The sequence below is a fragment of the Qipengyuania sp. NPDC077410 genome (genome assembly GCF_044543405.1).
GTDB classification, from domain to species: Bacteria; Pseudomonadota; Alphaproteobacteria; order Sphingomonadales; family Sphingomonadaceae; genus Qipengyuania; species Qipengyuania pacifica.
Map to the genome: position 1 here is coordinate 20,453 of NZ_JBITWB010000008.1, position 13,591 is coordinate 34,043.

Sequence of the window (13,591 nt, forward strand, 5' to 3'; positions counted from 1 at the left end):
ATGAGGTCGAAAATCCCACCCTCGACATGGAGTCATCCTCCAAAGACGCGCCCGGTGCAACCGCTAAAAGCCCTTTGCAGATGCCGAAAGCCGCTTGGAAACAGATTCTTAGGCGGGTGTGGACGATGTGGGGATTCCACAATCTGTCGCTTTTGGGGGCAGGTGTGGCATTTTTCACCTTCCTTGCGCTTACTCCGCTGATAGCTGCGACCGTCATGGTTTATGGCCTGGTCGGCAATGTCGATACGGTACATGCCCAGATGCAGACGATCATCGAAGTGGTGCCGAGCGAAGTTGCTACGGTCATCGAAGATCAGCTCATGGGCGTCGTGACCGCAAATGCAGGCGTCACGGGGTTTGCCCTTGCGATTGCTCTGATATTTGCGATCTACGGCGGAATGCGTGCTGCCAACGGGCTTATCGGCGCGCTCAACATCATCAACGAGGAACACGAAACCCGTGGTTTCATTTCGCGGACCCTTCGCGCTGCCGCTCTGACACTGGCAGCAATCCTGGTGGCGTTGACCGGGTTGATCAGCAGCGGGATGTTCGCGTGGCTGCAAACGCAGGCGGGCGGACTTTTCGGCCCGGCCGCCGAATTCGCGATCAAATGCGTGACCTGGATCGCCTCGATACTCCTCGGAAGTGTAGGGTTCGCTCTGATCATGCGGTACGGGCCGGACCGCAAACCTGCCCAGTGGCGTTGGCTTGCTCCCGGTGCGATGCTTGCCACGGTGCTTTGGATAGCCGTCTCGTTCGGCTTTTCGTTCTACGTGGCCTATGTAAGCGACTACAACGCGACGTATGGGTCGCTATCTGCCATCGTTGTGTTCCTGATGTGGCTGTTTCTATCGGCCTACGGGGTCCTCGCGGGAGCCTTGCTGAATGCAGAAATCGAACGACAGACGGCAGTCGACAGCACGATAGGAACGCCGAAGCCTGCCGGCAGCCGCGGTGCGGTTCTCGCAGACGTGGCAGAGGGCGATCTCACAATCGCGCAGTGGATGGAAAAGGCCGAGCGAAGAGCCGTAAACAGGCATCTCCAGCGGGGCCGACTGAAGTCACTTGTGAAGTCGTCAGCCTAGCAAGCTTCGTATCGCAATCGAGCATGGCGGGTTAGGATCATGCGTTAAACAAAGAAGGGCCCGGCATTGTGAGATGCCGGGCCCTTCCTTGTCAGATTTTATGCCAGTTAGAATTCGGCGCGGACGGTGACACCGTAGGTCCGCGGTTCGGCCAGGAAGGCCGAGTAGGTCTGCTGTTCCGCAACAAATGGCGTATTGAAGGCGACCTGCGTGTAATCGGTGTCGAACAGGTTCTGCACCCAACCTTCGACCGAGAAGCTACCGCCGATATTGGTCACGCCGATGCGTCCATTGACCACAACGAAGCCATCCTGCTCCTTGCCGTACAGCAGGTCCGACCCGGTGTTGTAATCGCTGGTCATACGGGCATTCACGAAGAAGAGGCCGCGCATGCCGCTATCACCGATGGGCGGGGTCCAGCTGAGTGACGACGTCGCCACGACTTCGGGAGCATTGGACATATTGTCGCCCGGAAGCAGGCGCAGCGCCGGATCGAGCGGCGTTCCGTCCTCGTTGCCGATCAGATTGTTGGCAAAGCTGGTATCAGCGTAAGTGAGGCCAACTGTTGCGGTGAGGTCGCGGACCGGAGACAGGTTCGCTTCGATCTCCACACCCTTGGCGACCACGCCGGGCTTGGTCCGATCGCTGGCACATGCGCCAGTCGCCGCGCTGTTGTCACGATCTGCTCCGCCCAGATCGTCCTTACAGGCGTTGATGTTCTGCACGAGGAAGACGGAACCGTTGAACGTGTTCAACTGGAAGTTCGTGAATTCCTGACGGAACGCGGCGACGCTGACGCCGAACTGGCGGGTCTGATACTTCGCACCGATTTCGAAGGCATCTACGGTTTCTTCCTCGAACTGCAAGTTCGTCGGATCCAGCGTGTTCACATTGAACGCTACCGGGGTCGTCAGCGCCGAGCGGTCGAGATTGAAGCCGCCAGCCTTGTAACCGCGCGAGTAAGAACCGTAGAACAACAGGTCCGGAGTGGCCTTGTAGCTCAGGATCGCCGTGCCGGTGAATTGATCTTCGTCGCGAGTATCGGCGAGCGATACGCCGTCCAGTTCCGAAGTCGAATTGCCCTGACACGACAGTGAGATGATACCGCCTGCCAAGCCAGCCAAACTCGGGACCCCAAGCAGGGAACCCAGAAGGGCGCGGTTCTGCGGGCAGATGACGTTGTCGTTGCCGAACGATGCGTTGAAGTCCTTCGTTTCATTTGTGTAACGAAGACCCAACGTCAGATCGAGCTTGTCGGTAATGTGGACAATATTGTGAGTGAAGAGCGCAAAGTTTTCGCTCTTCTGATTATACACATCGCCCGTGCCACCAAGATCGTTGATCTGGGCCAGATTGTCCAAGCCCGCAAAGATCAGCGGGGTTGCCGGACCGAAAGCACCGGCCAGCGCTGCGCGACCGCCGGCACTGAGGCACCCGGAGCTTAGCGGTGAGGCAAGAGCCGGATTGATAGCATTGACGACGCGGCACGGAGCGAATGCTCCATATTGTGTGCCGAACCTCAGATTGTCGCGGGTCTCGAGCTTTTCATTGGCGTAGAAGCCGCCGACCAGCCAGTCGATGCGGTCATCGAGCAGCGAACCGTTGAACCGGAGCTCTTGCGTGAATGTCTTGAACTCGCGCGCACCGGCATTCGGCCCCGGAGCGCGATACAGGATATCGACCTGGGTATAGTCCGTGTCCGAACCCTGGAAGTTGGAATAGTCGCGATAGCCGGTGATCGACGTCATCGTAACGTTGCCGAAGTCCCAATTGACTTCGCCGGAGATACCGTAATCCTCGGTTTCACCCTGATAGCTGCGTCCCGGGGTCACGTAGATGTCGCGGTTGAACGTCGACTGGTTGAGCGCCCGCGGGTCCTGGCCGAGTGCCAACAACACCGGGATGATCGGATTGGCCGTACTGGTCAGTGCAGGCGTCAGTGATCCGGGATAGTCGAACTTTGCATCGGCTGATGTCGGAGGCAGATCGTCCGACAGTCGTGCGAGCGGAGCGAAGCTTGGCTACACAAAGGTAGCGGCGCAGCACGCCTCGTCCTTCTTCGAGTAATCACCGACGAGCCTGATGCTGAGATCCGACGTCGGCTCGAACAGCAACTGTCCGCGAATGAGGTAGCGATCGCGATCGTTCACTCTCGTGTCGTTGACGACATCGTTATAGAACCCGTCGCGCTGGAAATAGACACCGTCGACACGCGCAGCCACCGTTTCGCCTAAGGGCGCGTTGATGCCGCCTTCGACACGAATGGCATCGTAATTGCCGTAGGTGAAAGCGCCATAACCCGAAAAACCGTCCATCTCGGGTGGGGCGGTATAGATATTGATCAAACCGGCCGACGAGTTGCGGCCGCCGAGCGTGCCCTGAGGCCCGCGCAGGATTTCAACGCGATCGAGTGGTCCGAGTTCGGAGAGGGCATTACCCGAGCGTGAGCGATAGACACCGTCGATGAACACCGCGACGGAGCTTTCGAGGCCCGGGTTGTCGCCAACCGTGCCGATGCCGCGGATACGGGCAGAGCCGTTGGATTCGTTACCGGTCGAAGAAATGAGCAGCGACGGCGCAACCTGGTTCATGTCGCGAATATCGGCGACACCGGATTTCTGCAGCGTTTCCGCGGTCACGGCCGAAACGGCCACCGGCACATCCGACAGGGTCTGGTCACGTCCCTGCGCGCGAACGATGATGACATTACCGTCATCGACATCCGCCGCGGCGACAAGATCGGTATCCTGTTCCGTGGTCGCCGTGTCCTGGGCCGAAGCAGCGGATGGCGCAAAGGCCATCGCCCCCGCCAGTGCTCCGAGGGCGCATTGGTGGCGTAGATTGAATCTTTTCATCGGTTTCTCCTCTCCGTGCGGGCGCGCCTTATCCGGCGCATACCCTTGCCTCGAATCTCAAGGGAAAATGCTCATTTATGTCAAGGTGCAACGGTCCAACGTGCCGGATTGTTCGTCGAATTGCGTACCGCTGTTTCGAAATTGCCGCACTAAAGCAGCCTCAATCGAGCGATCCACCGTCCGCGGCCGTTTTGCGCAGATGCTCGCTGACCGGGAGGCCGTGTCTGTCCAGCCCCTCGACCACCGTATCGAAACCGATGGTCTTCGCCCAGAACATCGGTCCGCCCGTATAGAGCGGCCAGCCATAGCCGTTGATCCACACCACATCGATGTCGCTGGCGCGCTGAGCCATGCCTTCTTCGAGGATCTTCGCGCCTTCGTTGACCATGGGATAGAGGAGCCGCTCGCGGATTTCGTCCTTTGAAATCTCACGCTGTTCCTTGCCCTCCTTGGCAGCGAAATCGGCAATGATCTGCTTCACTTCGTCCGACGGCGTGCGGTTGCGCGCTTCGTCATAGTCGTAGAAGCCCTTGCCAGCCTTCTGCCCGAAGCGACCAGCCGCACATAATGCTTCGCGCACGGTGGTCACCTTGCTCGGATCGCGGTGCCAGCCGATATCGATCCCGGCCAGATCGCCCATCTGGAACGGCCCCATCGGAAAGCCGAATTCCAGCAGAACGTCGTCGACGTCCCAGTAATTCGCGCCTTCCATGATCAGCGCATTGGCCTGTTCCTGGCGCTTGGAAAGCATGCGATTGCCGATAAAGCCGGGGCAGACGCCGGACACTGCGGCCACTTTCCCGATCTTCTTGGACAGCTTCATCACCGTCGCGAGCACATCGTCGCGCGTTTCCTTGCCGCGCACGACTTCCAGCAGCTTCATGACATTGGCGGGCGAGAAGAAGTGCAGGCCGACGACATAGCCGGGCCGCTTGGTGGCCGTGGCGATTTCGTCGATGTCGAGATAGCTGGTGTTGGAGGCAAGGATCGCGCCATCCTTCACCACGTCGTCGAGCTTGGCGAAGACCTTCTTCTTCACGTCCATATTCTCGTAGACGGCTTCGATCACGAGATCGCAATCGGCCAGATCGTCATAGGACAGCGTCGGAGTGAGCAGGCCCATGGCGGTATCGACCGCCTCCATCGTCATGCGGCCTTTCTTGGCGGTGTTCTCGTAATTCTTGCGCATGGTGCGCGTGCCGCGATCGAGCGCATCTTCCGCCATTTCCAGGATCGTCACCGGAATGCCAGCCGACAGGAAATTCATCGTGATGCCGCCGCCCATCGTGCCGGCGCCGATGACGCCGACCTTCCTGATCGGGATCAGCGGCGTGTCCTTGGGCACATCGTCGATCTTGTTGGCGGCGCGTTCGGCGAAGAAATAATGGCGCATGGCCGCGCTCTGCGTGCCGCCCATCAGCTTGCCGAACAGTTCGCGTTCCTTCTTCACTCCGTCGGCATAGGACAGTTCGCCTGCCGCCTTGACCGCCTCGATCGCGGCATTGGGCGCATCGAAACCGCGGATTTTGCGTGCTTGCGAGGCGCGGAAACGGTCGAACAGGTCCGGATCGCGAACACCGTCTTCATTGGCCTTGCCTTCCGAAGCGCGCGGGACCGGCTGGCCGATCTTCGATTTGGCAAAGGCGATGGCGTCTGCCTCAAGGCTGCCTTCGCCCACCAGCGCGTCGAGCAGTCCGATTGCTTCGGCCTTCTTCGCAGGGATCGGATTTCCGCCGACCACCAGGGGGAGGGCGGCCTCCGCCCCGACAAGGCGCGGCAGGCGCTGCGTGCCAGCGGCGCCCGGAATCAGTCCCAGCTTCACTTCGGGCAGGCCGAGCTTTGCCGAAGGCACGGCAACGCGGTAATGGCAGGCCAGCGCAACCTCGCAGCCGCCGCCCAGCGCCGTCCCATGGATGGCGGCGATGACCGGCTTGTCGCTCGCTTCCATCGCATCCAGCGTTTCCGGCAGATTGGGGCCGACCGGCGGCTTGCCGAACTCGGTGATATCGGCACCGGCAAAGAAGGTCTGACCGTCGCAGCGGATCACGACGGCCTCGACACCGTCGTCTGCCAGCGCTTCCGCGATCGCGTCCTTCAGCCCGGCACGCACTGCCTGGCCGAGTGCGTTGACCGGGGGATTGTCGGAAACAACGACAAGGACGTTATCGTGGCGTTCGGTGCGAATAGGGGAAGTCATGGACGGTCTCCATCGGCATAGCTGTCGGTTAGGGCGGAATAGATCAGCGTCTTCAATTGACGGCGGATCGGGTAGGTCGACGAAGGGTAAACCTGCGTCATGAACACCATGGTGATCCGTTCGACCGGATCGACGAAGAAGGCGGTCGAATAGGCGCCGCCCCAATAGAATTCGCCTTCGCTGGACGGCATTAGCGTCTTCGACGGGTCGATCACCATGGCAAAGCCAAGGCCGAAACCGGTTCCGGCATTGTTGGCTTCGGAAAACAGGCTGCTCGACATTTCGGTCAGGTCGGCATTGTTCGGCAAGTGGTTGGTACGCATCAACCGTATGGTTTTCGGGCTGACGATGCGTGCGCCGTCCAGTTCTCCGCCATTCAGCAGCATGGTCGAAAACCGGTGGTAATCGGCAATCGTCCCGATCAGCCCGCCACCGCCGCTGTCGAAGGCGCCCGGCTCGTTCAGTTTGCTGGTCGCGCCGGCATTGATCATCTTGGGGGCATGGCCCGGCTGGTAGGCATAGGCATCGACCAGCCGCTCGCTTTGTCCCTCGGCCACGCCGAAATGCGTGTCTGTCATCCCCAGCGGTGCGAAGATGTGCTTTTCGAAATAATCGCCAAGCCGCATTCCGCTGATCCGTTCGACGGCAACGCCCAGCACATCGGTGGAAACCGAATAATTCCAGCCGGTCCCCGGTGCGAACTCCAGCGGCAGCTTGGACAGCTTCTCGATAAAGGCATCGCTATCGAGGTGATCCCGGGCGAAATCGAAATTGTTCTCGCGATAGGCCGCATCGATATTGTTGCGGTTCTGCAGTCCGTATGTGAGGCCGGACATATGCGTCAGCAGGTCGACGAAACGCATCGCGCTGGCGGGCTTTCCGGGCGCAAACGGGATCGCCCCGCCGCCGCCGGCATAGACCTTCAGGTCGGCAAGTTCGGGGAAGATGCGCGCAACCGGTTCTTCCAGCGCAACCTCGCACTGCTCGACCAGCTGCATGAAAGCGATCGATGTGACGGGTTTGGTCATGCTGGCGATACGGAACAGGGCGTCATCGCGCAGTTCGCGCTTGTCGTCTCCCATCGAACCTAGCTTGGTATAATGTACGGGCTGTCCGTCCCGCGCGATGACCAGCTGGGCATTGGGCAACCGCCCGCTGTCGAGATAAGTCCTGGCAAGGAAGGGTGCGATTCGCGCCAGTCGCTCGTCATCGAATCCCAGTGTTCCGGCGTCTGCCAGCTCGAACATTCCTGTCTCCTCTCCGCGCATACCTATGCTTCGGTTTTGTACGAATAGCGAATTCATCTGTTCTTGCCACCCTCATACCTCAACTTCGAACACGGCTTGCGTGTCGGGGTTGGACGGGTGTAGCTTGTGCATTGGAGAGAGAGTCGCCCGACAGAGGCGACAGCAAGAGGGGATTGGGATGAGCGAGCTTGCGCGCGCAATGGCGATCGTGTGGCCTTTTGGCTGGCGGACAGGGACCGGCAACGCTCACCGATTGCGACTTTCCCATGGCAAGCAACACCGGTGCAACAGCATCCCGACATTTCCGGGAAATAGGGTGCTCGGCATCGCCATGCGCATCTTCGTCTCATGAGCCGCGCACCCAACACCCGCAAGTTCGGGGAAAAACGCGAAGCCATCGTCAATGCGGCGTCGATCCTGATCAATGATGCGGGCGTGCAGGCAACGACACTTGCGGATGTTGCACAGGCCATCGGGCTGAATGCGACCAGCGTGACCTATTATTTCCCTCGCAAGGAACAGCTCGTCGTCGCGGTCTATGACGAAACGCTCACCCTGATGGAGCGGATGGCGGCAGAGGCGCTGGAACAGGACGATCCGGCGGCTCGGCTGCGCCATTTCATCGCCGCCCATGTCACCCTTCGCAAACGCATCCGCGCGGGCGAACGGGGACTGACCACTGCATTGTCCGAAATCCGCACGCTCGACAGGGCGGCCTATGACGCGCTGATGGCTCATTACCTGCGGGTTGTGGACCTTGTGCGGCGGTTCTTTGGCGATTGGACTGACCGGGAAGAACGGGCGCTGTTTTCAGCGCGCGCCCACATCCTTCTCGAAGCGATGATGTGGTGGCCGGTCTGGTCGCTGCGCTATTCCGTTCTCGACTTTTCACGGATCGAGGATCGCCTGTTCGATATCCTCGCTTACGGTCTGCCAACGACGCGCGGACTGGTCGATCCCCAGCAACTCGTCGGCAATTGGCGCACGTCGGATGATGAACAGGCCGGGCAGAACGAAGCGTTTCTGCGGGCCGCTACGGTGACGATCAACGAGCGTGGCTATCGCGGTGCGTCGGTCAGTCGCATTGCCGAAAGCCTCAATGTGACCAAGGGCAGCTTCTATCACCATCACGAGGCGAAGGACGATCTGGTACTCGCCTGCTTTCAGCAGAGCTACGACCGGCTGTCGGCCGTCCAGATCGCCGGTCGCGACATCGAGACTGATTACTGGACCAGATTGTCGAGTGTGCTTGCCGAACTGATCGATCTGCAGTTCTTCGATGGTACGCCGCTATTGCGCACCACGGCGCTTCAGGCGCTCGATGCCGAACATAAGGAAGATGTCGTTACGCGGTCCAATCGGCTGGCACGGCGCTTCGCGGGCATGCTTATCGATGGGGTCGCGGATGGCTCGGTCCGCGCAATAGATCCGCTCGTGGCCGGGCAGGTGCTGATGTCCACGGTCAACTCGGCCTATGATGCACGGCATTGGGCGGCACGTTTCGATAAGAGCGAAGATGCGGTGAAGACCTATCTGTCGGTCATGGCGCAGGGGATGATCACGGCGCCTGCGTAAAGGTCGGCCGGTACGCCGTGTCCCGTCGAGGCCGAACGAAGATATCGCCCGTTCTTAAAGGAAGAGGCGCCCGCGATATGCGCAATATCGCGGGCGCCTCTTTTGTCGTCAGTACTTGCTCAACCGGGCAAAGCGATCCCGGAGATAGCTCGATGAACCCCAGGACGATTCCAGCACTCGGGCACGCTTCAGGTAGAAGCCGACATCATATTCATCGGTCATCCCGATGCCGCCGTGCAACTGGATGCCCTGATTGCTGATGAGATGCAGAACACGGTTGGCTTCCGCCTTGGCGACGGTCGCGGCCTGCGCCACACCGAACCCGCTGTCGATCGCCTGTAAGCCGCCTTCGACGGCCGAACGCATCTGCGCAAGGTCGGCGAACAGATCGGCCATGCGATGCTGCAGCGCCTGGAAGGTCGCAAGAACCTGGCTGAACTGCACCCGCTGCTTCAGATAGTCGAGCGTCGTGTCGAACACGGCCTGCGCCATGCCGAGCATTTCGGCAGCCGTCAGTACGCGTGCACGATCGAGTACGTCCTCCAGCAGGCTGTCGCCGCCGCCTTCGAGCTTTTCCGCCGCTGCGTCATCGAATGCGATATCGGCATGATTGCGCTGGTCGGTCAGCTTACGAGTGGTCAGCGAAACTCCGTCGCCATTTTCGACCAGATAGAGGCCGTCCTTGGCTGCGACCACGAACAGGTCGGCGCCATGCGCTTCATGGACGAAAGCTTTCTTGCCGGTCATCTTTCCGCCGGACACGCTGGTTTCAATACCGGAAGGATCGTGACGGGCGCTTTCGTCCACCGCCAGGGTTGCAACGGCTTCGCCGCTGGCCAGCTTCGGCAGCCATTTTGCCTTCTGCTCGTCGCTGCCGCCAAGTATGATGGCGCTGGCAGCGATAGTCGTGGCGATCAGGGGGCTGGCGGTCAGGGTCTTGCCGAGCTCTTCGATAACCAGTCCGGCCGACAGGAAGCCGAAGTCGGACCCGCCATGCTCTTCCGGAATGATGACCCCGGCCCAACCCATTTGCGCCATCGTTGCATAGGCATCGGCATTATAGGCCTGCGGCTCGCGGCTGGCGCGCACCTTGCGGAATTCGGCTACGGGGCTTTCGTTCTTTGCCCAGTCGCGCGCCATATCGCGCAGCATTTCCTGTTCTTCGTTGAGAACTGCCATTGTCTGTGTGCTCCCCTCTTACTGGTGGTCGAGCATGCCAAGCACGCGCTTGGCGATGATGTTGTTCTGGATCTCGGTCGACCCGCCATAGATCGTGGTCGCCTTGCCGAAGAGCCAGCCGCGCACGGATTCCAGTTCGCTGTCGGAAAACTCGTCGCCTTCCCAGCCCAAGCCCTGAAGGCCGCGGATCTCGATCAGTAGCTCCGCGCGTTCCTGCCCCAGCGTCGTGCCGACCTTCTTGAGGACGGAACTGATCTCGGAAACGCCGCCTTGCGCCTTGCTTTCATCGACTGCGCGGCGCGCTGTCAGCAGGAAGCTCGACCACCGGATTTCGAAATTCGCGATCTTGTCCCGCAGGATCGGGTCGGCCAGCGATCCGTCCTCATTGGTTTCGCAATATTTCTTGGCGATGTTCGACAGGCTGGCACCCATCATCCGGGCCATGCTGCCACCGCCCGAAAGATTGGTCCGTTCGTGCTGGAGCAGGCGTTTGCCGATGGTCCAGCCCTGGCCTTCTTCGCCCACCAGGTTTTCCTTGGGCACCTTGACGTCGGTAAAGAAGGTTTCGCAGAACGGGCTCATCCCGCTGATCATGGTGATCGGGCGCACTTCCACGCCCGGTGTGTCCATGTCGATCAGCATGAAGCTGATGCCCTTGTGCTTGTCGCTCTTGTCGGTCCGCACGATGGCGAAGCACTTGTCGGCCCACTGGCCGCCGCTGGTCCAGGTTTTCTGGCCGTTGACGAGATAGTGGTCGCCCTTGTCCTCGGCAAAGGTCTGCAGATTGGCAAGGTCGGACCCGGCGTTGGGTTCGGAATAGCCTTGGCACCAGCGGATTTCGCCGCGGCAGATGGGCGGGATATGCTCCTGCTTCTGCTCTTCGCTGCCATATTCCAGAAGCGTCGGGCCAAACATCATCACGCCCATGCCCCCGATCGGGTTGTAGGCGCCGGCTTTGGCAAATTCCTGCTCGACGATGCGTGCTTCGGCCTTGTTCAGTCCACCGCCGCCATATTGCTTGGGCCAGGTCGGTGTGCCCCAGCCGCGCTCGCCCACGGCTTCGCGCCATGCCTTCTGCGCCGGAGTTTCCTTGCTGGGTCCTTCCACGCCGGCAAGGGCGTTGCTTCTGTTCTTCAGTTCCTCGGGAAAATTCGCGGCGATGAATTCCTGCACTTCGGTGCGAAACGCATTCTCATCGGCGCGGGCGTCGGGTTCAAGCTGTGTTGCCATAGGCCTCTCCTCTAATTCCTGTCCTTCTATCGGGCTCTTCGGCCCGCGGCCACGATCCATTCTGCTGGATGCTTTGTGGCCTCTACTCATAGTCTTGCGGGTGAACCTAAAAGCAGCTGCCAGTTGGATACCCTATATTCAAAAAGTTTTTCGACCCTAGTCAAGCTTCCCTGATGGATCCAGAGCTACATCGCTTCTATTCGAGCGTTTACCATCCTGTCATCCGGAATCGCAAGTCAATGAGGCGATAACATACCGCATAATCGAATGCGGGCAAGCGCAACCATGTGGACGTTACGGCATGGCGCTTCACCCTTGACGCGGACCCCTCCTTTCGCCTCAAGCATGTACATGATCAACTTACCCACCCTCCGCATGCGCAGCTGGCTCTTCGCGCCCGGCGATAGCGACAAGAAGATGAACAAGGCCGCCGACGGCGAGGCCGACATCGTCATCCTGGATCTCGAAGACGCCGTCGTCGAAAGCGGCAAGGCCGATGCCCGCAATGCGATCGCGGAACTTCTGCGCAGCAAGGATGAGGCGCAACGCGCTCGCCTGTGGGTTCGCGTCAACCCGCTCGACGGCGAGTGGACGGCCGACGATCTGGCCATCGTCATGCCCGCGCGGCCCGGCGGCATCATGCTCCCCAAATCGCGCGGCCGCGCTGATGTCGAGGAACTGGACCGCCAAATGACGGCGCTGGAAGTGGAAAACGGAATAGAACCCGGCTCCACCCCGGTCATCGCGCTGGTAACCGAAACGGCGGCAGCGATGTTCACCACGGGCGATTATGCCGGGGCGCCGCGCCTGGTGGGGATGACCTGGGGTGCGGAGGACCTTGCCGATTCTCTCGGGGCGCAGAGCAATAAGGATTTCGAAGGCGAATTCGCGTTCACATACAAACTCGCCAGGAGCCTATGCCTGCTCGGGGCAGCGGCTGCTGAAGTCGTACCAGTCGAGACGATCGACACCAATTTCCGCGATCTCGAGGGTCTCCGCAAACGTGCGATCGAGGTTCGACGTCAGGGCTATCGCGGCATGCTGGCAATTCATCCCGCCCAGGTGCCGGTCATCAACGAAGCTTTCACGCCGAGCGAGGAAGAGGTCGCCGAGGCGCGCGAGATCGTTGCCCTTTTCGAAGACAATCCGGGCGCGGGAGCGATCGGCTGGAGAGGCGGGATGCTTGATCGTCCGCATCTGTCCCGCGCGCGCCAACTGCTTGCACAAGTCGAAGATTAGGTCGAAATCTTCGCGACTTCGGCCAGTACCTGTTCGGCCCATTCAGTACGGCAGATCAGCAGGTCCGGCATATAGGTATCGGCATTGTTGTAAGCGAGCGGGCTGCCATCGATGCGGCTCGCATGGAGGCCATGGGCCAGTGCAACAGCAGCGGGGGCCGCGCTGTCCCATTCGTACTGGCCCCCTGTGTGGAGATAGATTTCCGCCTCGCCGCGAACCACGGCCATGGACTTGGCACCGGCGCTACCCATGCCGATAAGTTCCGCTCCGATTGTTTCGGATACCGCAACCGCTTCAGCGGCCGGCCGTGTGCGGCTGACCACCATCCGGGGCCTTTGGGGAAGGGCGGGTAGTGCAATGGGAGCATCGCTGCGCAAAACGATGCCAAGGCCCGGTAATGCAACTGCGCCTGTCTCCGGCCTGCCGTTTACGCATAATGCGACATGGACTGCCCAATCGGTTCGGGCTTCGCCATATTCCCGTGTGCCGTCGACCGGATCGACGATCCAGACCCTGTCCTTGGAAAGGCGCTCGTCAGTGTCCCTGCTTTCTTCGGAAAGGAGGCCGTCGTCGGGCCGCTGTTCGCGAAGGGCACTGACGAGAAACTGATTTGCGGTCTGATCGCCAGCCTTGCCCAGCGCCTTGCCGGTAAACATTCCGCTATCGCGAACTTCGATCAATATGTTGCCCGCGATTTTTGCGAGATGGGCAGCCAACTCTGCGTCAGTCATTTCGTAAACGCCCCCGCGTCACCGCATGTCGGGGAACGCATGGCAGAACCACGTCGATTTGCGAACCCCAAAGAGTTGCGCCCCCTTGCGTTCACGCTGTTGCGGGTTTTCGTGCGAAGAGGCCGAAGCTGGCGATGATGGCATAGCAGATGGCGGGAAGGGTGAGGGCGAGGGGGAGGCTGCCGGTGGTATCGGCGAGGACGCCGAACAGCAGCGGGACGACCGCGCCGCCGAAGATCGCGACATTGATGAT

General features: G+C 60.4%; 8 protein-coding genes and 2 pseudogenes. 3 read left to right on the top strand and 7 right to left on the bottom strand.

What is annotated here, in order from left to right; genetic code table 11:
• The first annotated feature begins 125 nt into the window (after window positions 1-125).
• Window positions 126-1,085, top strand: a complete 960-nt coding sequence (locus tag ACIGGE_RS17860; RefSeq protein ID WP_397491357.1) for a YihY/virulence factor BrkB family protein — start codon at window positions 126-128, stop codon at window positions 1,083-1,085.
• Window positions 1,086-1,192: 107 nt separating this feature from the next.
• Here ACIGGE_RS17860 and ACIGGE_RS17865 read toward each other — a convergent pair.
• From ACIGGE_RS17865 to ACIGGE_RS17875, 3 genes and pseudogenes are all read right to left on the bottom strand, one after another.
• Window positions 1,193-3,940, bottom strand: a pseudogene (locus ACIGGE_RS17865) (TonB-dependent receptor).
• Window positions 3,941-4,100: 160 nt separating this feature from the next.
• Window positions 4,101-6,137, bottom strand: coding sequence for a 3-hydroxyacyl-CoA dehydrogenase NAD-binding domain-containing protein (locus ACIGGE_RS17870; protein WP_397491358.1), 2,037 nt, complete (start codon window positions 6,135-6,137; stop codon window positions 4,101-4,103).
• Window positions 6,134-7,384, bottom strand: a complete 1,251-nt coding sequence (locus ACIGGE_RS17875; RefSeq protein WP_397491359.1) for a serine hydrolase domain-containing protein — start codon at window positions 7,382-7,384, stop codon at window positions 6,134-6,136. Before ACIGGE_RS17875 ends, ACIGGE_RS17870 begins: the two co-directional genes overlap by 4 nt.
• A gap of 348 nt (window positions 7,385-7,732) precedes the next feature.
• Between ACIGGE_RS17875 and ACIGGE_RS17880 the strand changes: the two genes are divergently transcribed.
• Entirely contained in the window at window positions 7,733-8,959 is a 1,227-nt protein-coding gene (locus ACIGGE_RS17880) for a TetR/AcrR family transcriptional regulator (protein WP_397491360.1), read from the top strand.
• Between the two features lie 108 nt (window positions 8,960-9,067).
• Here the strand turns inward: ACIGGE_RS17880 and ACIGGE_RS17885 are convergent, their stop codons facing one another.
• Complete coding sequence (locus ACIGGE_RS17885) at window positions 9,068-10,138, bottom strand: acyl-CoA dehydrogenase family protein (protein ID WP_397491361.1); 1,071 nt, start codon at window positions 10,136-10,138, stop codon at window positions 9,068-9,070.
• A gap of 18 nt (window positions 10,139-10,156) precedes the next feature.
• Complete coding sequence (locus ACIGGE_RS17890; RefSeq protein ID WP_397491362.1) at window positions 10,157-11,368, bottom strand: acyl-CoA dehydrogenase family protein; 1,212 nt, start codon at window positions 11,366-11,368, stop codon at window positions 10,157-10,159.
• Window positions 11,369-11,713: 345 nt separating this feature from the next.
• Between ACIGGE_RS17890 and ACIGGE_RS17895 the strand changes: the two genes are divergently transcribed.
• A complete protein-coding gene (locus ACIGGE_RS17895) occupies window positions 11,714-12,607 on the top strand; it encodes a CoA ester lyase (protein ID WP_196847818.1) in 894 nt (297 codons plus the stop codon).
• Here the strand turns inward: ACIGGE_RS17895 and ACIGGE_RS17900 are convergent.
• Together ACIGGE_RS17900 and ACIGGE_RS17905 are read right to left on the bottom strand one after the other, a co-directional pair.
• Window positions 12,604-13,338 carry a 3'(2'),5'-bisphosphate nucleotidase CysQ gene (locus ACIGGE_RS17900; protein ID WP_397491363.1) on the bottom strand — a complete coding sequence of 245 codons (735 nt, stop codon included), beginning with the start codon at window positions 13,336-13,338 and terminating at the stop codon, window positions 12,604-12,606. The genes ACIGGE_RS17895 and ACIGGE_RS17900 overlap by 4 nt on opposite strands.
• Window positions 13,339-13,429: 91 nt before the next feature.
• Window positions 13,430-13,591, bottom strand: a pseudogene (locus ACIGGE_RS17905) (glucose/galactose MFS transporter); the annotation flags it as partial.